Here is a 19,826-nt window from a genome sequence, read left to right as displayed (position 1 = left end):
ATGAAAAGACCTTCGAGAAATCGAAGGTCTTTTTTTTGTTATCTGTAGTTGAAAAAAAATTAGTACTATTATAATTCAGTTGAATCTGTTCCTAATTCGAGATCATCTAAATCTCTTCTGTCTTTTTTTGTTGGTCTTCCGGTTCCTGATTTTCGATAATGTTCTTTGGAAAGTTTAAGCAATTCAAGATGAGCAAAAGTTTCAGGAGGCGTTTCATCTTTTCGGTAAATATCAACCAACTTTGCTCCAACACGATTTTGCGGAATGTCTAAAACGGTTATTAAATAGGTAATCTGGTCTTTTCTAAAGGTAATTTTGTCCATTGGAAAAACTTCTCTGGAAGGCTTTGCAATTTGACCATTAACGGTTATATGATTTTTTCGGCAGGCTTCTGTAACCATGTTTCTGGTTTTATAATAACGAACACACCATAAATATTTATCTACTCTCATTTTTTTTCCAAAATCAACGTTAAATTGTTCACAAAAATAAATCAATATTGTATCTTGCGGGCTTAAAATTCAAACAATAATGAATAATTTTTTCAAAATTATATTTCTTTTTACTTTAGGTTTAACTGTGGTCTCTTGCTCTAAAAGTGATAGTAGCAGTTCAGAACCGCTTCGTGATTTTACAGAACAATACACAAAAGATATAGCCAATATCGAAACCTTTATGCATACGCATTATATGGAAGTAGTTAATAATCCAGGAGCGACAAATGATCAGGATGTTACTTTTACTTTAATTCCGGCAGGAGGAACACAAACCTCGATTTGGGATCAAACAACATATCCAATACTAACGAGATATATTACTGTTGAACAAAACGATGTTGATGTTACTTATAAAATTTATTATATTCAATTAAGACAAGGTTCAGGTGCAAACAGTAAATCACCATGTAATGTGGATAGAGTATTAACGTCTTATAGAGGCGAATATATTTATAGTAGTACTGTAACTGAAGGAACTCCACCAGTAACAACAACTACAATAAAATCTAATGAGTTTGAAGAATCAATTGATCCACAAAACTATTTTAATTTAACAGGTGTTGTTAGAGGATGGGGTGAAATTTTCCCGCAGTTCAAAACCGGAAGCTATTCAGGAAATCCGGATGGCACAACATCTTATTATGATTTTGGAGCCGGAGTAATGTTTCTGCCATCTGGTTTAGCTTATTACAGTACTTCATCGGGAGGAATACCAGCGTATTCACCACTTATATTTAGTTTCAAATTATATGAAATTCAAAGAATGGATCAAGATGGTGATGGAATTTATTCATTTCAGGAAGATTTAGCAACTTTGACAACAAATAGTGATGGGACTTTTACTGTGACTAATGGTGTTCCTGATGGCTATGTTTATAATATGGAAGAAGGTAAAGTAAATCCAGATGACACAGATGGTGACGAAATTCCTGATTTTCTGGATGTGGATGATGACGGAGATTTCTTTACTACCAAAAGCGAAATAAAAAACCCTATAACAGGTCAGTCTTATCCTTTTGCAGATATTCCAACTTGTGGTAGCTCAGGAAATGGAAAGAAAAAATATTTAGATCCAAGTTGTCATTATCAACCATAATTAATTCATAAAAAAAATCCCGTTCAATTTGAGCGGGATTTTTTTGATATATAAACAGAGAATTATTTTCTCTTGATTACTCTTTCTACAGCTTCCACAATCGCCTGATTGTTTAACTTGTATTTTTCCATCAATTGTTCCGGAGTTCCGCTTTCGCCAAAGCTATCGTTTACAGCCACAAATTCTTGTGGTTTTGGATTATTCAAAGCTAAAACTCTAGACACGCTTTCGCCTAAACCGCCAAGAAAGTTATGCTCTTCAGCTGTAACTACGCAACCCGTTTTTGCTACTGATTTTAAAATCGCAGCCTCATCCAAAGGTTTAATAGTATGGATATTGATAACTTCTGCTGAAATGCCTTTAGCTTCCAATGTTTCTGCTGCAATTAACGCTTCCCAAACCAAATGTCCGGTAGCGATAATCGTTACATCTGTTCCTTCATTAAGCATAATCGCTTTTCCGATTATGAATGGCTCATCAGCAGGAGTAAAGTTAGGTACAACCGGACGACCAAAACGCAAATAAGCCGGACCATGATGATCTGCTAAAGCAAGGGTTGCCGCTTTGGTTTGATTGTAATCACAAGTATTGATTACGGTCATTCCGGGTAACATTTTCATCAAACCAATATCTTCCAAAATTTGGTGTGTTGCTCCATCTTCTCCTAAAGTTAATCCGGCATGCGAAGCACAAATTTTTACATTCTTATCTGAATAGGCCACCGATTGACGAATTTGGTCATAAACTCTTCCGGTAGAAAAATTAGCAAATGTTCCTGTAAACGGAATTTTGCCACCAATAGTTAAACCTGCCGCAATTCCAATCATGTTTGCTTCAGCAATTCCAACCTGGAAAAAACGCTCCGGATGGTTTTTCTTGAATTCGTCAAATTTTAACGAACCAATTAAGTCGGCGCAAAGTGCTACGACGTTTTCATTTTTTTGTCCTAGTTCGGTCATTCCTGCACCAAAACCTGAACGTGTATCTTTACTTCCTGTATTTGTATATTTTTTCATTATTGTTAATTCAAAATTATGTTAGTGAACTATTGTTTTTTGGGAAAACTTAATCAATTTTAAAGTTAAAATTAAAATCTATTGACTCATTGTATATTTCTTCTGATTTTATAGCCAATTTACCATCTTCAAGATGATATGCCTTTTCAAGGTTAAAAGCACTTAAATCAAGATTATACTTAGCATTCAAATAGTTTTTAATCGAATTCTTTTTGGTGTCATAAACATTACTTTTTTTTCCAAAAAAATAGTAATGGTCCGATATTATTTTTTTTCTCTTACTATTTTTATATCGCTTTAGGTGAACTATTGTTTCGTTGTTAATCGTATCTCTTTCAAATTTAAAATCTTCTACAGCATTTTTATAACTTTTTCTGCTAACGGAACTGACACCTGTATATAGCTTGCTATTGGTTAAGTTGTTAAGGTCTTCTAAATGCTGATATTCAAAATCCATATCAAACTTTATTAACCAATTTTTTTTGTGGTCTGATATTGTGGCATCTTTTAGAGACTTCCCAATTTTAATAGTCATTAGATAGGTAGAGTCGTTCGAATTACTTAAAAAGATGAACTTACCCTCAAAATTATTTTTATAATCATTCCTGTGCTCAATAGTCATCTGGTTAAAATAATAACTTAATTTATCTTGAGAAGAACTAATATTAGGTATTAAAAATAAAATGAAGAGGTACGATAACTTCATTTTTAATAATCTCCTAAAGTCTCAGCATTTTGAGCTAATCCAACCGCTAATTGATCATTGTTTGGTGCTTTTCCGTGCCAAGCATGCGTGTGCATCATAAAATCTACACCATGTCCCATCACTGTATGCAACAATACACAAACCGGTTTTCCTTTCCCGGTTCTGCTTTTTGCTTCGGTCATACCTTTGATAATAGCTTCAATGTCGTTTCCTTCTTTGATTTCCAAAACATCCCAGTCAAAAGCTTCAAACTTAGCTTTGATACTTCCCATTGGCAATACATCGTCTGTTGCACCGTCAATTTGTTGTCCGTTTAAGTCAATGGTCGCAATCAAATTATCAACTTTTTTTGCGGAAGCATACATAATGGCTTCCCAGTTTTGACCTTCCTGCAATTCTCCATCACCATGAAGTGAATAAATTAAATGATTGTCACCGTTTAGTTTTTTAGCTTGCGCTGCACCAATAGCAACCGACATTCCTTGTCCCAATGAACCGGAAGCCATACGAACTCCAGGCAATCCTTCGTGTGTGGTTGGATGACCTTGTAAACGTGAGTTGAGTTTTCTAAACGTAGCTAATTCTGTTACAGGGAAATAACCGCTACGAGCCAAAACGCTGTAGAATACCGGCGAAATATGACCATTAGACAAGAAAAATAAATCCTCACCAATGCCATCCATATTGAAGCCGGGCTTTCTTTCTAAAAGCTGTTGGTACAATACAGTAAAAAATTCAGTACAGCCAAGAGAACCTCCCGGATGACCTGAATTTACGGCATGTACCATTCGAAGAATGTCTCTTCTAACCTGTGTTGAAAAATCTTGAAGTTGTTGTGTGTTAGACATTTTTTGTAGTTAAAATTTAATGTCGACAAAAGTAATTCTAATTTTTACCAATGGCAAAAGTTTTATAAATTAGTTATGAAGCGTTATCAATAAAATAATATTCTAATTGAAATTATATAAGAATTGACAAATATCTTATAATTTATCTTGGGAAAAAGACCAGTAACTTGTCGCCTTAAAATCTACAATATGAAAAAGGCAAAAACTATTTATTATTTAGATGATGATTTCGATGATTTAGGCTTCTTTAAAGAGATAGCTGAAGAATTGGGACATAATGTAAAAGTGTTTTCCGATGGACGAAAAATGCTGTTAGTTTTGGAAATTCAGGCTGAAAAGCCGGATGTTATTTTCCTTGATATTCACATGCCGGTACTTAACGGAGAGGAAATTTTAGAAATAATAAAAAAATCGGATGACTTAAAAGACATTCCTGTTGTAATGGTATCCGGAGCTTATCCTAAAAAATTACTTCAATATTGTTCCGATTTGGGAGTATCTTGTCTGGTCAAAAGACATAATTTTCAGGAATTCAAACAGAATATTGCTGAGGTACTGAAACAAATAGAAGTTATCAAGGCGTAATTTTTTACATCATAAAATTGCATAAAAACCTGAAACCTTTCAGTCAAATCTTTATGTTAAATAAATCCTTTTTTTTGTCACCCTGAGCGCAGACGAAGGGCTAATTCTTTTATCTTTGCCCACTGATTAAAAGAACTAGATGAAATTCGATTTATTACAAAAAGACATCAATTCAAAAGCGCGTGCCGGAAGTATTACTACTGATCACGGTGTAATTGAAACCCCAATATTCATGCCTGTTGGTACTGTAGCCTCTGTAAAAGGAGTGCATCAGCGCGAATTAAAAGAAGAAATCAATCCCGATATTATTCTTGGAAATACCTATCATTTATACCTGCGTCCGCAAACCGCTATTTTAGAACAAGCTGGCGGCTTACATAAATTCATGAATTGGGATAGAAATATCTTAACGGATTCCGGCGGCTACCAAGTGTATTCACTTTCGGCTAACCGAAAAATTAAAGAAGAAGGTGTAAAATTTAAATCGCATATTGACGGTTCTTACCACGTTTTTACTCCCGAGAATGTAATGGAAATTCAGCGTACTATTGGTGCTGATATCATCATGGCGTTCGACGAATGCACACCTTATCCATGTGACTATCGCTATGCACAAAAATCAATGAAGATGACACATCGTTGGCTGGACAGATGTATCAGTCATTTAGAAAAAGTGCCGACAAAATATGGTTATGACCAAACGTTCTTCCCAATTGTTCAGGGAAGTACGTATAAAGATTTACGTCAACAATCTGCAGAATATATAGCCAATGCCGGACAACAAGGAAATGCTATTGGTGGACTTTCAGTTGGAGAACCGGCTGAAGAAATGTACGCCATGACCGAAGTCGTTTGTGACATTCTTCCCGAAGACAAGCCACGTTATTTGATGGGCGTTGGAACACCAATAAATATTTTGGAAAATATAGCGTTGGGAATCGATATGTTCGATTGCGTAATGCCGACACGAAATGCACGAAACGGAATGTTATTCACGGCCAACGGAACGATGAATATCAAAAATAAAAAATGGGAAGCTGATTTTTCACCACTTGATGAAATGGGTTACACTTTTGTGGATACAGAATACACCAAAGCCTATTTGCGTCACCTGTTTGCTGCCAATGAATATTTGGGGAAGCAAATTGCCACAATTCACAATTTAGGTTTCTATATGTGGTTGGTTCGTGAAGCAAGAAAACATATCTTAGCGGGAGATTTTAGAACTTGGAAAGACATGATGGTAAAAAATATGAGCCAAAGATTATAGTTGATTTGGTAATTTGTGGATTCGGTTATTTGATACCGAATAACCAGATAACCGAATAACAAAATAAACAACAATGTTAAAAATAATTGACAAATACATTCTCAAACGCTACTTAGGAACATTCGCCGTTATGTTGTTAATGTTCATTCCAATTGGGATTGTGATTGATGTTTCCGAAAAAGTCAATAAAATGATTGAGAATCACGTTGCTTTCTCAGCTGTTGCCAAATATTATCTTGACTTCACCATCTATTTTGCCAATCTTTTATTCCCGATATTTTTATTTCTTTCTGTAATTTGGTTTACCTCAAAACTTGCCAATAACACCGAGATTATTGCCATTCTAAGTTCGGGTATTTCGTTCTCAAGATTTCTTCGTCCTTATATTATAGGAGCAACGATTGTATCCCTTTTTGCTTTGGTGATGACAATTTATTTGGTGCCCAATGCGAGTGCGGGTTTTAAAAGTTTCAGATATACGTATCTTTCTGCTAGTGGACCGGATAGTATGCGTGATGATACCGATGTGTTTCGTCAAATCAGTAAAGACGAATATATTTTTGTGAGTAACTTTAATGATGTTTCTAAAATGGCTTTTAATTTTTCGATGGAAAAATTCGAAGGAGATAAGTTGAAATATAAATTGTTAGCCAGTAGAATTAAATGGAATGCAAAAACAAAAAATTACACCTTATACAATTATACCAAAAGGAAAGTAGGGCAGTTTGGAGATATTATCGAATCAGGTGAAGTCAAAGACACTGTTTTTAAATTTGATTTAGAAGATTTAACGCCTGTGGTTTACATTGCGGAAACCTTGCCTCTAAATGAACTTAATAAGTTTATAGATAAAGAAAAAGCACGTGGTTCTTCCAATATTAATGTGTATAAGGTAGTGCTTTATAAAAAATACAGTATCCCGGTTTCTGCTTTTATTCTAACTATCATTGCTGTGGCTGTTTCGTCTATGAAGCGTCGTGGCGGAATGGGAGCCAATCTGGCCATAGGAATTATTCTTGCCTTTGCTTTTGTCTTTCTGGATAAAGTTTTTGGAGTTTTAGCCGAAAAATCTACAGCACCACCATTACTGGCAGTTTGGACACCAAACATTGTTTTTGGAATTCTGGCAATTTATCTTTTACGAAATGCTAAGCGATAACCTCAAAAGTTATTTGCATCTCCATTTAATTGTTTTCATTTGGGGATTCACCGCCATTTTAGGTGCGTTGATTTCGCTCGATGCATTGCCATTGGTTTGGTTCCGAATGCTATTTGCGGTTGGGTTTATTGGGATTTATATCTATTTCAAAAAACTGCCATTACGGATTTCAACAAAAGCCTTTCTACAGTTTATTTTTTCCGGACTTATTATCGCCTTGCATTGGTTTACTTTTTTTCATGCAATCAAGATTTCTAATATTTCAATAACGCTTGCCTGTCTCTCCACAGGAGCTTTTTTTGCTTCGTTATTGGAACCAATTCTATATGGGAAAAAGATTGTCTGGTATGAAGTGTTCTTTGGCTTACTCGTAGTTTTTGGACTTTACATTATTTTCAATGTAGAAGGAAGCTATTTCTGGGGAATGTTAACCGCTTTAACATCTGCTTTTCTATCGGCTTTGTTTGCCGTTATTAATAGTAGGTTGGTGAAATCGCACGACGCTACTGTAATCTCTTTTTACGAGCTTAGTGGAGGCGTAGTATTTTTTACTTTTCTATTATTATTTACCCATAGTTTTACACCAACTTTCTTTTCACTTTCGACTAAAGATTTGATGTATTTAATGATTTTAAGTTCGGTCTGCACAGCCTATGCTTTTATAGCTTCCACTGCAATAATGAAATTTTTAAGCCCTTATACCGTGATGCTTACTATTAATTTGGAACCTATTTACGGAATCGTTTTAGCGGTATTAGTATTCAAAGAAAAGGAAAGAATGAGCCTTGAGTTTTATATTGGCGCCATCATTATTTTGCTTACAGTTTTGTTAAATTCGGTTATAAAAAGCTATAAAAAAAGAAACTAAACCCGCATTGTAATACGATTAATTTTGTTTGCAATAATCTGTGAAAAGTGCTTTTTATCACAATTTAAAATTTTATATTTGCTATTCGATTAAATCAAAACACCCGAGGCGTAGCCGAATTGTATGGAGCGCAGCGAAATAAAACAAACCCTATGGAATATTTAGATTTTGAACTTCCTATCAAAGAACTAGAAGAGCAACTCGATAAATGCCAGATAATTGGTGCCGAATCAAATGTAGATGTCACTGCAACCTGCAAGCAAATTGAAAAAAAATTAGAAGAAACTAAAAGAAAAATATACAAAAATCTTACCGCTTGGCAACGTGTACAATTATCACGTCATCCAAACAGACCTTATACTTTAGAGCATATTACCAACTTAACTAAAGGGACTTTTTTAGAACTTTTTGGAGACAGGAATTTTAAAGATGACAAAGCCATGGTTGGTGGTTTAGGCCAAATAGATGGGCAGTCTTTTATGCTTATCGGACAACAAAAAGGAATCAATACCAAAATGCGTCAGTTGCGTAATTTCGGTATGGCAAGTCCGGAAGGATATCGTAAAGCATTGCGTTTGATGAAAATGGCAGAAAAGTTTAATCTTCCTGTAGTAACTTTAATTGATACTCCGGGAGCTTTTCCAGGATTGGAAGCTGAAGAACGAGGACAAGGAGAAGCTATTGCCAGAAACATTCTTGAAATGGTTCGTCTTAAAGTGCCAATCATTTGTGTGATCATTGGAGAAGGCGCTTCCGGTGGAGCATTGGGAATTGGAGTTGGAGACAGAGTTTTAATGATGGAAAATACTTGGTATTCTGTTATCTCACCTGAATCATGTTCATCAATTTTATGGAAAAGCTGGGAATATAAAGAACAAGCTGCTGAAGCTTTGAAACTGACTTCAACCGATATGAAAAAAATGAAACTGGTTGATGATGTTATCCCGGAACCACTTGGCGGAGCACATTATGATAAAGAAACCGCTTTCAAAACTGTTGAACAATATATCATGAAAGCGTTTAACGAATTGAAAGATTTATCAACAGAAGAGTTAGTAGCTCAAAGGATGGATAAATACAGTAAAATGGGCGAATACAAGGAGTAAATTCTTATAAATTATACTAAAATCCGAAGCCCTACAGTTTCGGATTTTTTTTTGGTTGTTAACAAAAAAAAGAAACTTATAAACACATCTATCTTATAACTAGATTATAATTAAACTAACAAAAAGGTTACTTTCGCTACATGGAAAATCTCAGAAATATGAACCCTATAAAAGTAGATAAAACTACTATTATAAACTTAGAAAAAGGAAAGCTGCCACCACAAGTGCTCGACCTGGAGGAAGCTGTGCTTGGTGCGATGATGATTGATAAAAAAGGGGTTGATGAGGTTATCGATATACTGCAGCCTGATGCTTTTTACAAGGAAGCACACAAGCATATTTTTGAAGCTATTTTTCAGTTATTCACAGATTCTCAGCCTATTGACTTATTAACAGTTTCGGCTCAGCTAAAAAAGAACGCCAAATTAGATTTGGCCGGAGGCGATTTTTACCTGATTCAGCTTACGCAAAAGATATCTTCTTCAGCACACATCGAGTTTCATTCCCGAATTATTTTACAGAAATACATTCAGCGAAGCTTAATAAAAATCTCTTCCGAAATCATCGAAGAGTCGTATGATGAAACTACAGATGTTTTTGATTTGTTAGACAAAGCCGAATCTAAACTTTATGAAGTAACGCAGGGAAACATCAAGCGTAGTTCTGAAACAGCGCAAAGTTTGGTAATCCAAGCCAAAAAGCGAATCGAAGAAATCGCAAATAAAGAAGGTCTAAGCGGAATCGCAACTGGTTTTGAGAAATTAGACAAAGTAACTTCGGGTTGGCAGCCTTCCGATTTGATTATTATTGCTGCCCGTCCAGGTATGGGTAAAACCGCATTCGTACTTTCAATGGCACGAAATATTGCCATCGATTTTGGTCAGCCTGTAGCATTGTTTTCATTAGAGATGTCATCAGTACAGTTAATCACACGTTTGATTTCATCTGAAACGGGTTTGTCTTCCGAGAAATTAAGAACCGGAAAATTAGAAAAACACGAGTGGGAACAGCTTTCTACCAAAGTAAAAGATTTGGAAAAAGCGCCATTATATATTGATGATTCACCATCGCTTTCCATCTTTGATTTAAGAGCAAAAGCACGTCGTTTGTCATCACAACACGGAATAAAACTAATCATTGTCGATTACCTTCAATTGATGACCGCCGGCGGAAGCAACGGAAAAGGAGGCGGTAATCGTGAGCAGGAAATCTCAACTATTTCCAGAAATCTAAAAGCATTAGCCAAAGAATTAGAAGTTCCGGTAATTGCCTTGTCTCAATTATCGCGTGCGGTTGAAACGCGTGGTTCGAGCAAAAGACCTTTGCTTTCTGACTTACGTGAATCGGGTGCGATTGAGCAGGATGCCGATATCGTTTCGTTTATTTATCGTCCTGAATATTACAAAATTGATGAATGGGATGATGAAGAGCAAACACCAACTGCCGGTCAGGCCGAATTTATTATAGCCAAGCACAGAAACGGTTCGCTAGAAAGTATCCGATTGAAATTCATCGGAAATCTTGGTAAGTTTGATAACCTTGAAGAATACGGAAGTGCTTTTGACGATTTGCCATCAAAAATGAATCACGATGATAATCCGTTTATGACGAAAAATTTACCGTCGCCGAATGAAGCTTTTGGAAGCAATATCAATTCCAATGATGACGACAGCGATGTTCCATTTTAAAAATTTAAACCCGATTAATCTCGGGTTTTTTTATGTTTTTCTTCACAGTAAAACTGTTATCTTTGAGCTTATTATTTCACTAAAGATGTTTAAAAAGTCACTCTATATTTTTCTAATACTGATTTCCTTTTCCGCTAAGGCAAATTTTATTTTGTTGCCAATGGATGAGAGCACCCAAAAAAATCATCTTAAAGCATACGGAATTACCTATTGGGCATTAGACAAACAATACAAAGCCAGTTGGTTGTTAAACTATCGCGGCGGTTCTTTTTTATTGCCAGATGCTCCCGAAATCAGAAAAGAATGTCAAATCAGAGGTGTGAGTTTTGAAGTCTTATCAGACGCAGAAATGCAGTCTTTATTAGCTGATATTTCAAGTCCGTCACAAAATATGGAAACCGTAGTTTTGGAAAAGGCTCCCAAAATTGCGGTTTATTCGCCACCGGGAAAACAGCCTTGGGATGATGCGGTGACTATGGTTTTGACTTATGCTGAAATTCCGTTTAAAGTGGTTTACGATGAAGAAGTGCTGAGTGATCAATTGTTGTTATACGATTGGCTGCATTTACATCACGAGGATTTTACAGGCCAATACGGTAAGTTTTACGGAGCGTATCGCAATGCGCCTTGGTATATTGAACAAAAGAAAGATGCCGAAGCTTTGGCGGCCAAATTAGGTTTCGCTAAAGTGTCTCAGGATAAATTGGCTGTAGCCAAAAAGATTCGGGATTTTGTCATTGGCGGTGGATTCATGTTTGCCATGTGTTCTGCAACGGATAGTTTTGATATTGCGCTTTCCGCTGAAGGTGTTGATATTTGTGAACCCATGTTTGACGGTGATGACAGCGAATCAAATTACCAATCTAAAATTGATTATTCAAAAACCTTTGCATTCAAAAATTTTATATTAGACAGAAAGCCCGATCACTATGAGTTTTCGGATATTGATATGACCGAAAAACGTCGAATTCCTTTTGAAAAAGATTATTTCACTTTGATGGAATTTTCGGCTAAATGGGATGTCATTCCGAGTATGCTGTGCCAAAACCACACCCAATTGGTAAAAGGTTTTATGGGACAAACCACGGCTTTCGATAACGAATTGATAAAGTCAAGCGTGTTGGTTTTAGGAAAAAACGAATTGAATGACGAAGCGCGTTATATTCACGGACAAAAAGGAAAAGGATTTTTTACCTTTTATGGTGGTCACGATCCCGAAGATTACCAACACCGGGTAGGAGATGAGCCAACCGTTTTAGACTTGCATCCAAACTCTCCGGGCTTCCGATTGATTTTGAATAATGTGTTATTTCCTGCTGCCAGAAAGAAACCGCAGAAAACGTAATTGCGGAGCAGTTGCAGTAAACTCTCTTTAGTAGCTACTTTATGATTTAAGTTGTTTCTTCAACTCTTTTGTCATTAATTTTATAAATTCCTCTTTGTCTTTTTTTGTTTCTTTAATTGTTGTCTTAATGTCATTAGGAATGCTTAAATATTTTTCAGACCATAAATAAACTTCAACCAAAATAGGCAATAAGTCAATCCCCTTTTGAGTGAGTTTATACATAACTTTTGCTTTACTTTCGGGGTGTGGCAATTTTTCAATAATCTTATTTTCTTCAAGAGCTTGTAATCGAGAAGCCAAGATATTGGTCGCTATGCCTTCTGACGATTTTAAGAAATCACCATAAGTATTTTTTTTATTAAACATTAAATCCCTAATAATTAGTAACGACCATTTATCACCAAATACATCAAGGGAGCAACTTAACGGACATTCAGATCTTTTTTTTACAGTATTCATAAAAATAATTTTAAAAACCACTTGCAAATTAAAAGTAGTTTGTATATTTGCACTTGCAAAACGCAAGCAAATTTATAAATTAATTATTTAAAATTATGAAAATGAAACAAAATATTTTAGTTACCGGCGCTTCTTCCGGCTTCGGCCTGCTACTGGCAAACAAGCTACATGAAAGAGGTTACAATGTGATTGGCACGAGTCGTAATCCCGAAAAGACACAATCATCAGTGCCATTTAAAATGGTAGCATTAGACATTACTAACGAGGATTCTATTAAGTCGTTTGGTAAGCAACTTTTTACTAAAATCAACCAATTAGATGTATTGATAAACAATGCAGGTTTTTATTTGTCTGGACTTGCAGAAGAAACTTCTATTGAACAAGGCATGAAGCAATTTGATACTAATTTTTGGGGGACGGTAAAGTTAACCAATGAATTGTTGCCCTATTTTAGAAAGCAACGCTTTGGCAAAATAATTACTGTAGGCTCAATAATGGGGTTAATCAGTCTTCCGGGCGGTTCTTTTTATGGTGCTTCCAAGCACGCACTTGAAGGTTATTTCAGAGCGTTGCGTTTCGAACTAAATGAATTTAATATAAAAGTTTCTATGGTTGAGCCAGTGGGCTTCAAAACCAACATTGTCACTAACTCTATAGTTGCGGATAATAAAATAAGTGATTATGACGGATATCGCACAAAACTTACAGCTTATACAAAAGATTTATTTGATAATGCACCCGAACCTACTCCTGTTGTTGAAACACTATTGAAACTTGTTGAAAATGGAAACCCAAATTTCAATCATCCCGTGGGCAAAGGCTCTACTTTATTTCCTGCAATACAGTATTTTTCATTCAAAACCTTTGAGAATTCTATCATTAAAAATATTAACAAGTTTAAAAAATAAATGCAATGAAAGCATTCATAGTAAAATGTTATGTTACTGCTAGAAAGAAACCACAGAAAGCCTAGACATTGTTAATAGCTGGTTTTTCTATTAAGTTTTTCAATTGGATTTAAATGCCACATTTTTTTCCAACCTTGATGGTCAGAATCAATGCGCCACAAATAGGGAATTAAGGTAGAGATTGTATAATGTAAATGCGGGGTTTTTCCTTTTGCATTTCCTGAAGTCCCAACAGTACCAATTATGTCTTTATGCCCAACGAATGAAAAAGCATGTGTTTTTATTTCGTCCAAATGTGCGTAATAGTGGATTCTCCATTTTGGTCCCAAGACCGCAATAACATTACCACCCATGCTAATTTGCCCACAGTAAAGAACAAGACCTTTAGTTGAAGAAATAATTGGTGTGCCGGTTTTAGCAAATATATCAACCCCTTTGTGAGTTCCTGATTTTCCCCATGGATAATACCAAAAGGACTCTTTATTATAACTGTCTTTAGTAGCACCAACTACCGGAATTTTAAAATCCTCTGGAATTATGAGTCCTATAACCGTGATGGTTAGGATTAGAAGCAGTACTTTTTTTGTTCGGGAGATTTTCTTCTTCGTCATGCTATTTATTTAGTATGTCCTCAATTATCTTCAAATGATGCTTTGTATGCAGTTTCAAAAACCAAATAGCAGGCTTTACATTCAAATCGCCAAAAAAAGGATGTGTAAAATAACTGTTGGCAGGAAGTGTTGGAATGTCAGCAATGTTCTTTCTGGCAAGTTCGAGTTTGGTTTTTAATTCTTCAATCGTTGCTACATCGATAGGCTTTACCGATTTTGGCACTCTGACTTTTCCACGTGGGATTGTATTGGTAATCCGGATGAGAATTCGATACTTATTAAACTTCCATTTATAGTTTTTAGAATCGGAATCTTTAAGTCGGTCAACAACATTATTAATCACCAATAAACTGTTGTCAATTTGCCAACCAATAGTAGATTGAGAAACGACAGGATTTGTCTTTTCAAAATCGGGAATATGTGATCCCAGTTGGTCTAAAATTAATTGGAGTTTGGTCATGGTTAATAGAATTTCGGTAAGCTAAAGTAGGAAAAAAGTCTTGGTGCTTTTCGTCTAACGATTTAAAATATTTAATAAAAACAAAACCCTTTCAGTACTATGAAAGGGTTTTGTTTTTAATCATCATATTTTTTGTGCTTTTTATGTTTTTTCCAATGCTTGTGATTATGTCGGTAATCATCGTCGTCGTAATGTCTTTCATTACAGTATTGTCTGTATTCTACCACATGAACATCGTTATAACGATATGGGTCATATCCCATATAGTTTAACTGAATTTGTGCAGTGCTTCCAAGATTGACACCCACATAAATATTTGGTAATGTTGCGCTTACTGACCAACGACCACCATTAAGATACAAGTATGAGCCACGGTTCATATCATAATACATATTGTATTGTGGGAAATAGACGTGTCGTGTTTTGGCTCGGTATCCATGAGCTGGAGCCCATGGTGGCGGACCTTGAGCTGAAGTTACTTCAGGAATTATCAGAAATAAAAAAGCAACAATGGATGTTATTTTTGTTATAGTTTTCATGATTGCAAAATTTAAGTTTATACTCAGTTTAAATGTGTATGAAGCAAATTTCAAGAAACGTGCCAATGCGTTTTAAAATGGTAATCCTGTAAATTTTACAAGAAATTATATAAAAAACACCTGAACCGTTTGAAACGAATCAGGTGTTTAAATTATTTTATTTTCAGAGAATTATTTTTCAAAAATTCCCATCTTCACTTTCCTTATCCAAATATTCCTGGACAATGCTGATGGCATTGGTTACTACATCGCTCAAGGCTGTAATAAAAGTGCCTTCCTGTGCGTTATTGATAGCGTGTTTAATCGCTTCCACTTCTTTAGGAATAATTTCATGGGTAACAGTTCTACCGCTGTCATTTATTCCTTCCATAATCAAACCAATGATTTCCTCTTCGGTTCTGCCACGCAAATATTTCTCTTGTCGGATGATAATATGATCAAACATTCGTGCCGCAATCGTAGCACATTCTTTGATGTCTTCGTCACGACGGTCACCAACACCGGCAATGATTCCAATTTTTTTGCTGGCTTCAACGGAGCTTAAATATTCTTCAACACCTCTATATCCAGCCGGATTATGAGCAAAGTCAATCAATACTTTGAATTTTTTGAACTCAAAAATATTCATTCTTCCAGGCGTTTGTGCCGCACTTGGAATAAAGGTTTGCAATGAAAGACTAATATCTTCGGTTTTAAATCCGTGTAAGTAACTTGCCAAAGTTGCAGCCAAAACATTGGCAATCATAAACTTGGCTTTTCCGCCCATAGTCAACGGAACGTGCGTCGCTTTCTCAACTCTGATTTTCCATTCTCCTTTTTTGATGGTGATATATCCGTTTTCATAAACAGCTACGATTTTACCTTCTTTAGAAAACTGCTTCACTTTTGGATTATTTTCATCCATACTGAAGTAAGCGATATTGCAGCTTAATTCGTTAGCAATCTTCAAGCATTGTTCGTCTTCGGCATTCAAAATTGCCCAGCCATCTTTCTTAACGCTCTTTACAACCGTACTTTTTACACGAGCTAAATCGTCTAAAGTGTGAATGTCACTCAAGCCCAAATGGTCTTCCTGAATGTTGGTAATAATTGCAATATCACAACGGCTAAAACCAAGTCCGGAACGTAGAATTCCACCACGAGCCGTTTCCAAAACAGCAAATTCTACCGTTGGATCTTTCAAAATATATTCAGCAGAAATTGGTCCTGTAGTATCACCTTTTTCCATCATGTGGTTTTGAACATATATTCCGTCCGATGTGGTGAATCCAACCTGATACCCATTATTTTTTACAATGTGAGCCAAAAGTCGGGTAGTGGTAGTCTTTCCGTTGGTTCCGGTAACAGCAATAATCGGAATACGACTTGGTTTTCCCGGAGGATAAAGCATATCTATAACCGGAGCAGCAACGTTTCTTGGTAATCCTTCTGATGGCGCCAAGTGCATTCTGAATCCTGGTGCCGCATTCACTTCAAGAATGCAACCTCCATTTTCTTTTAAAGGTTGGGTTAGATTTTCTGCCATGATATCAACACCACAAATGTCTAATCCGATGACACGTGAAATTCTTTCGCAAAGGAAAATGTTTTCAGGGTGCATCATATCAGTGACATCGATAGAAGTTCCGCCAGTGCTCAAATTCGCAGTTGATTTCAGATATACTATTTCTCCTTTTCCTGGAACGGTTTCCAAGGTGTAATTTAATTTTTCTAATAAATCGGTGGTATCTCTATCGACATCAATTTGGGTTAAGACATTTTCATGTCCGTAGCCACGACGAGGATCTTTGTTGGTTTCATCAATTAATTGCTGGATAGTTTGCTTTCCGTCACCTTTAACATGAGCCGGTTCTCGTTTGGCAGCAGCTACTAATTTGTTATCAATGATTAAAACTCTAAAGTCATAACCTGTTATAAATTTTTCGACGATAACACGATGACTATATTTTTTGGCATAAGCCAAGCCATCGACTGCATCTTCTCTTGTTTTTACATTGATAGACGCACCTTTTCCGTGATTTCCATCGAGTGGTTTTATAACAATTGGGTAACCAATTTTTTTGATAACCTCATCTAAATCTTCTTCATCAACACAAATGCCACCACTGGCAACCGGAATTGACGCAGCGTCGAGCATTTTTTTAGTTTGTTCTTTGTTGCAGGCAATATCCACAGCAATGCTGCTTGTTTTGCAGGTAATGGTTGCCTGAAAGCGCATTTGATTGATACCATAACCCAACTGTACTAAAGAGTTTGTTCCTAATCGAATCCAGGGAATGTCTCTTGTAACTGCTTCTTCAACGATACTTCCCGTTGACGGCCCAAGACGAACGCGCTCTCTGATTTCACGCATTTTTTGAATATCCGCTTCAAGGTCATAAGGCGTTCCTGCTATTAAAGCTTCGGCAATGGCTACGGCACTTTCGGCTGCAAACATTCCGACATTTTCTTCGGTATAACTAAAAACTACATTGTATATTCCGGGAGTTTTGGTTTCGCGTGTTCTTCCGAAACCGGTTTCCATTCCGGCAAGTGTTTGAATTTCCAAGGCAATATGCTCAATTACATGTCCCATCCAGGTTCCGCGTTCAATACGGGAAAAGAATCCACCGCGAACTCCTTCAGAGCAGCGATGCTCAATCATTGTTGGAAACATAGCTTCTATCCTTTCACGAAAACCATCAATTTTATTGGTTGGGAATTGTTCCATTTCTTCCAAATCAAGACGCATTTGGATTAATTTTTTACGTTGAACACTCCAAATATTAGGACCGCGAAGTGCTTGTATTTTGTCTATTTTCATGATTAGGAATAATTAGTAAAAGTAATTAGTAATGATTTTGTTAAAAATAGGAAATTTTTATTGTTGAATTGTAATTTTTTTACAGAAATGGTAAAAAAGTAAAGTGACCTTTTAAGTTGTATTGATTTTCAGATTTTTAAAGGCTAGGCCATCGCGCCGCCTGGCCCGTTCGCTAAAAATGTCCACAGGACATTTTTTTAACGCTCCGTCCTAAATAAAATCGATTATTTTTTGATACAAATCGGCGTCATGCATGCTGTGTCCCAAACCAGTAGTTTCGATATATATGGCGTCTTTCCATGCGTTTGCATATTTGCGGCCTTCGTCGATAAGCACGACATTATCTTCGGTATCGTGGGCGATGAATGCTTTTTGGGTAAAGTTTTCGGCAAATTTATGCCCGGCAAAATCATCAAGAGGAATGTTGAATTTTTGAAAATAATAATCCTCTAATTTGGCTTTAATTTTATCGTTTAAACTCAGCAGTTTTACAAAATTATCGCTCAAAATTTTAAAATCGGAAGGCGCACCAAGTAGTATTACTTTTTCGATTGTGGGGTTTTTGTATTTGTTCAGATAAAAAGAAATCGCCGCACCACCAACGGAATGCCCGATGACAATTTTAGGTTGGTATTTTTGGGTTAATACATTGATGTATTCGGCATATTTGGGTGCGTTGAATTCGGTGCCATCACTTAATCCGTGCGCCGGACCATCAATGGCAATAATGGTTTTCCCTAAAGGTTTCAGATGATTCAATAGTTTTTTCCAGCGTGAAGCATTGCTTTCCCAACCGTGAACCAATAGAATTATTTCTTCATTTCCATGCCAAATATAGGTTTGAAATTTTTCGGTTTGGTATGCAAAGGTTTCATAGGTTACATTCTGCAACGTTTTTGGCAATTTTTCTTTTTTGATTCTGCCTTTTCTGGGTTGGCTAAAAAGTCGGTAGGCTTTGCTCTTAGCTTCTTCCAAATTGACGTAGCTCAAAGCGTTGAGATATAACCCAATGGATTTTGTGAGGATGTAGTATTGAATTTTCTTCATAAAAAAATCCCGAGAGTATCGGGATTAAAATATTATAGGTGAGCAAATAATTTTTGCATTTTCTCTCTTTCTTCTTCTGCTAGAGAAGCATCTACTAAGATTCTTCCTGAGTGCTCATCAGTGATGATTTTCTTTCTTGCAGCGATTTCCACTTGTGTTTGTGGTGGAATTGTAAAGAATGAACCGGCAGAAGCGCCACGCTCAATAGATACAACAGCTAAACCATTACGTACGCTAGAACGGATTCTTTTGTAAGCTGCCAATAATCTTTCTTCGATTAATGCCTCATATTCAGCAGATTTTTCGATTAAGAAGGCTTCTTCTTTTTGAGTTTCTGCCATAATATCGCTCAGTTCCGCTTTTTTATGTTTTAGATGCGTCGTTTTTTGGTCTAATTTTTCTTTAGAATTTGCGATTACTTCTTTTTTGTGTTCGATAGAAGCTTTCAATTCTTTGATTTGTTTTTCGGCCAATTGAATTTCTAATTCCTGGAATTCTACTTCTTTGGTTAAAGAGTTGAATTCTCTGTTGTTACGAACTTCTTTTTGTTGTGCCGTGTATTTTTTTATTGCTGCCTGATGATCGTCGATAGCATTTTTCTTGTTTTTGATTTGCTCTTCAATCGTAACCAAATCACTTTTCAATTTATCTAAACGAGTGCTTAAACCAGTAACTTCATCTTCTAAATCTTCCACTTCCAAAGGCAATTCGCCTCTTACATTTCTGATTTCATCAATTCTTGAATCTATGATTTGAAGGTCATAAATAGCTCTTAATTTGTCTTCAACATTTAGTTCTTTTGTAGTCGCCATATT

20 protein-coding genes are annotated in these 19,826 nt (G+C 36.0%); 9 read left to right on the top strand and 11 right to left on the bottom strand.

Annotated features, from left to right (window positions below):
- Window positions 1-68: 68 nt before the first annotated feature.
- Window positions 69-452: an RNA-binding S4 domain-containing protein gene (locus tag GS03_RS12505; RefSeq protein ID WP_136152877.1), complete on the bottom strand. Its 384-nt coding sequence runs from the start codon at window positions 450-452 to the stop codon at window positions 69-71.
- 79 nt (window positions 453-531) lie between these two features.
- Here GS03_RS12505 and GS03_RS12500 point away from each other — a divergent pair, with 79 nt between their 5' ends.
- Entirely contained in the window at window positions 532-1,593 is a 1,062-nt protein-coding gene (locus GS03_RS12500; protein WP_136152876.1) for an FKBP-type peptidyl-prolyl cis-trans isomerase, read from the top strand.
- Window positions 1,594-1,655: 62 nt separating this feature from the next.
- On the opposite strand, the gene GS03_RS12495 is transcribed toward GS03_RS12500, so the two are convergent.
- The 3 genes from GS03_RS12495 to GS03_RS12485 are packed head-to-tail and all read right to left on the bottom strand — an operon-like array spanning window position 1,656 to window position 4,163.
- Window positions 1,656-2,609, bottom strand: coding sequence for a transketolase family protein (locus tag GS03_RS12495; RefSeq protein WP_136152875.1), 954 nt, complete (start codon window positions 2,607-2,609; stop codon window positions 1,656-1,658).
- 49 nt (window positions 2,610-2,658) lie between these two features.
- Entirely contained in the window at window positions 2,659-3,315 is a 657-nt protein-coding gene (locus tag GS03_RS12490) for a hypothetical protein (RefSeq protein WP_136152874.1), read from the bottom strand.
- 2 nt (window positions 3,316-3,317) lie between these two features.
- Window positions 3,318-4,163: a transketolase gene (locus GS03_RS12485; protein WP_136152873.1), complete on the bottom strand. Its 846-nt coding sequence runs from the start codon at window positions 4,161-4,163 to the stop codon at window positions 3,318-3,320.
- Between the two features lie 189 nt (window positions 4,164-4,352).
- On the opposite strand from GS03_RS12485, the gene GS03_RS12480 reads away from it, so the two are divergent.
- The 7 genes from GS03_RS12480 to GS03_RS12450 all read left to right on the top strand — a co-directional run bounded on the left by GS03_RS12480 (window position 4,353) and on the right by GS03_RS12450 (window position 12,184).
- On the top strand, window positions 4,353-4,748 hold the full coding sequence (locus tag GS03_RS12480; RefSeq protein ID WP_136152872.1) for a response regulator: 396 nt from the start codon (window positions 4,353-4,355) through the stop codon (window positions 4,746-4,748).
- A gap of 139 nt (window positions 4,749-4,887) precedes the next feature.
- On the top strand, window positions 4,888-6,018 hold the full coding sequence (gene tgt, locus GS03_RS12475) for a tRNA guanosine(34) transglycosylase Tgt (RefSeq protein WP_136152871.1): 1,131 nt from the start codon (window positions 4,888-4,890) through the stop codon (window positions 6,016-6,018).
- A 73-nt stretch (window positions 6,019-6,091) separates the two neighbouring features.
- Window positions 6,092-7,177, top strand: coding sequence for an LptF/LptG family permease (locus tag GS03_RS12470; protein WP_136152870.1), 1,086 nt, complete (start codon window positions 6,092-6,094; stop codon window positions 7,175-7,177).
- Complete coding sequence (locus GS03_RS12465; protein WP_136153115.1) at window positions 7,164-8,045, top strand: DMT family transporter; 882 nt, start codon at window positions 7,164-7,166, stop codon at window positions 8,043-8,045. The genes GS03_RS12470 and GS03_RS12465 overlap by 14 nt, the downstream gene beginning before the upstream one ends.
- 152 nt (window positions 8,046-8,197) lie before the next feature.
- Window positions 8,198-9,151, top strand: a complete 954-nt coding sequence (locus GS03_RS12460) for an acetyl-CoA carboxylase carboxyltransferase subunit alpha (protein WP_136152869.1) — start codon at window positions 8,198-8,200, stop codon at window positions 9,149-9,151.
- A gap of 140 nt (window positions 9,152-9,291) precedes the next feature.
- Complete coding sequence (gene dnaB, locus GS03_RS12455; protein ID WP_136152868.1) at window positions 9,292-10,839, top strand: replicative DNA helicase; 1,548 nt, start codon at window positions 9,292-9,294, stop codon at window positions 10,837-10,839.
- An 85-nt stretch (window positions 10,840-10,924) separates the two neighbouring features.
- The gene (locus GS03_RS12450) at window positions 10,925-12,184 is read left to right on the top strand and encodes an asparagine synthetase B (protein WP_136152867.1); all 1,260 of its coding nucleotides are present in this window, start codon (window positions 10,925-10,927) and stop codon (window positions 12,182-12,184) included.
- 39 nt (window positions 12,185-12,223) lie between these two features.
- Here the strand turns inward: GS03_RS12450 and GS03_RS12445 are convergent, their stop codons facing one another.
- Window positions 12,224-12,643, bottom strand: a complete 420-nt coding sequence (locus GS03_RS12445) for a winged helix-turn-helix transcriptional regulator (protein ID WP_136152866.1) — start codon at window positions 12,641-12,643, stop codon at window positions 12,224-12,226.
- Window positions 12,644-12,744: 101 nt separating this feature from the next.
- Between GS03_RS12445 and GS03_RS12440 the strand changes: the two genes are divergently transcribed.
- Window positions 12,745-13,551 carry an SDR family NAD(P)-dependent oxidoreductase gene (locus GS03_RS12440; RefSeq protein WP_136152865.1) on the top strand — a complete coding sequence of 269 codons (807 nt, stop codon included), beginning with the start codon at window positions 12,745-12,747 and terminating at the stop codon, window positions 13,549-13,551.
- A 71-nt stretch (window positions 13,552-13,622) separates the two neighbouring features.
- On the opposite strand, the gene GS03_RS12435 is transcribed toward GS03_RS12440, so the two are convergent.
- The 6 genes from GS03_RS12435 to GS03_RS12410 all read right to left on the bottom strand — a co-directional run bounded on the left by GS03_RS12435 (window position 13,623) and on the right by GS03_RS12410 (window position 19,823).
- On the bottom strand, window positions 13,623-14,162 hold the full coding sequence (locus tag GS03_RS12435; RefSeq protein WP_136152864.1) for a M23 family metallopeptidase: 540 nt from the start codon (window positions 14,160-14,162) through the stop codon (window positions 13,623-13,625).
- 1 nt (window position 14,163) lies between these two features.
- On the bottom strand, window positions 14,164-14,622 hold the full coding sequence (locus GS03_RS12430) for a DinB family protein (RefSeq protein WP_136152863.1): 459 nt from the start codon (window positions 14,620-14,622) through the stop codon (window positions 14,164-14,166).
- 116 nt (window positions 14,623-14,738) lie between these two features.
- Window positions 14,739-15,161 carry a hypothetical protein gene (locus GS03_RS12425; RefSeq protein WP_136152862.1) on the bottom strand — a complete coding sequence of 141 codons (423 nt, stop codon included), beginning with the start codon at window positions 15,159-15,161 and terminating at the stop codon, window positions 14,739-14,741.
- A gap of 178 nt (window positions 15,162-15,339) precedes the next feature.
- Window positions 15,340-17,964 carry a cyanophycin synthetase gene (gene cphA, locus GS03_RS12420; protein ID WP_136152861.1) on the bottom strand — a complete coding sequence of 875 codons (2,625 nt, stop codon included), beginning with the start codon at window positions 17,962-17,964 and terminating at the stop codon, window positions 15,340-15,342.
- 210 nt (window positions 17,965-18,174) lie between these two features.
- Window positions 18,175-19,011 (bottom strand): alpha/beta hydrolase, encoded by an 837-nt coding sequence (locus GS03_RS12415; protein WP_136152860.1) that lies wholly within the window; start codon window positions 19,009-19,011, stop codon window positions 18,175-18,177.
- A 32-nt stretch (window positions 19,012-19,043) separates the two neighbouring features.
- On the bottom strand, window positions 19,044-19,823 hold the full coding sequence (locus GS03_RS12410; RefSeq protein ID WP_136152859.1) for a zinc ribbon domain-containing protein: 780 nt from the start codon (window positions 19,821-19,823) through the stop codon (window positions 19,044-19,046).
- Window positions 19,824-19,826 lie beyond the last annotated feature (3 nt).

The sequence above is a fragment of the Flavobacterium sangjuense genome (assembly GCF_004797125.1).
Classification (GTDB): Bacteria; Bacteroidota; Bacteroidia; order Flavobacteriales; family Flavobacteriaceae; genus Flavobacterium; species Flavobacterium sangjuense.
This window is presented reverse-complemented; position numbering and strand designations above follow the sequence as displayed.

Excerpts from the sequence above, each read along its gene's own strand:
- GS03_RS12465 (WP_136153115.1), top strand. The coding sequence starts at position 7,164 with ATGCTAAGCGATAACCTCAAAAGTTATTTGCATCTCCATTTAATTGTT.
- GS03_RS12415 (WP_136152860.1), bottom strand. The coding sequence starts at position 19,011 with ATGAAGAAAATTCAATACTACATCCTCACAAAATCCATTGGGTTATAT.
- GS03_RS12435 (WP_136152864.1), bottom strand. The coding sequence starts at position 14,162 with ATGACGAAGAAGAAAATCTCCCGAACAAAAAAAGTACTGCTTCTAATC.
- GS03_RS12450 (WP_136152867.1), top strand. The coding sequence starts at position 10,925 with ATGTTTAAAAAGTCACTCTATATTTTTCTAATACTGATTTCCTTTTCC.
- GS03_RS12425 (WP_136152862.1), bottom strand. The coding sequence starts at position 15,161 with ATGAAAACTATAACAAAAATAACATCCATTGTTGCTTTTTTATTTCTG.
- GS03_RS12470 (WP_136152870.1), top strand. The coding sequence starts at position 6,092 with ATGTTAAAAATAATTGACAAATACATTCTCAAACGCTACTTAGGAACA.
- GS03_RS12480 (WP_136152872.1), top strand. The coding sequence starts at position 4,353 with ATGAAAAAGGCAAAAACTATTTATTATTTAGATGATGATTTCGATGAT.
- GS03_RS12445 (WP_136152866.1), bottom strand. The coding sequence starts at position 12,643 with ATGAATACTGTAAAAAAAAGATCTGAATGTCCGTTAAGTTGCTCCCTT.
- GS03_RS12505 (WP_136152877.1), bottom strand. The coding sequence starts at position 452 with ATGAGAGTAGATAAATATTTATGGTGTGTTCGTTATTATAAAACCAGA.
- GS03_RS12485 (WP_136152873.1), bottom strand. The coding sequence starts at position 4,163 with ATGTCTAACACACAACAACTTCAAGATTTTTCAACACAGGTTAGAAGA.
- cphA (WP_136152861.1), bottom strand. The coding sequence starts at position 17,964 with ATGAAAATAGACAAAATACAAGCACTTCGCGGTCCTAATATTTGGAGT.
- GS03_RS12460 (WP_136152869.1), top strand. The coding sequence starts at position 8,198 with ATGGAATATTTAGATTTTGAACTTCCTATCAAAGAACTAGAAGAGCAA.
- GS03_RS12490 (WP_136152874.1), bottom strand. The coding sequence starts at position 3,315 with ATGAAGTTATCGTACCTCTTCATTTTATTTTTAATACCTAATATTAGT.
- dnaB (WP_136152868.1), top strand. The coding sequence starts at position 9,292 with ATGGAAAATCTCAGAAATATGAACCCTATAAAAGTAGATAAAACTACT.
- GS03_RS12500 (WP_136152876.1), top strand. The coding sequence starts at position 532 with ATGAATAATTTTTTCAAAATTATATTTCTTTTTACTTTAGGTTTAACT.
- GS03_RS12430 (WP_136152863.1), bottom strand. The coding sequence starts at position 14,622 with ATGACCAAACTCCAATTAATTTTAGACCAACTGGGATCACATATTCCC.
- GS03_RS12410 (WP_136152859.1), bottom strand. The coding sequence starts at position 19,823 with ATGGCGACTACAAAAGAACTAAATGTTGAAGACAAATTAAGAGCTATT.
- GS03_RS12495 (WP_136152875.1), bottom strand. The coding sequence starts at position 2,609 with ATGAAAAAATATACAAATACAGGAAGTAAAGATACACGTTCAGGTTTT.
- tgt (WP_136152871.1), top strand. The coding sequence starts at position 4,888 with ATGAAATTCGATTTATTACAAAAAGACATCAATTCAAAAGCGCGTGCC.
- GS03_RS12440 (WP_136152865.1), top strand. The coding sequence starts at position 12,745 with ATGAAACAAAATATTTTAGTTACCGGCGCTTCTTCCGGCTTCGGCCTG.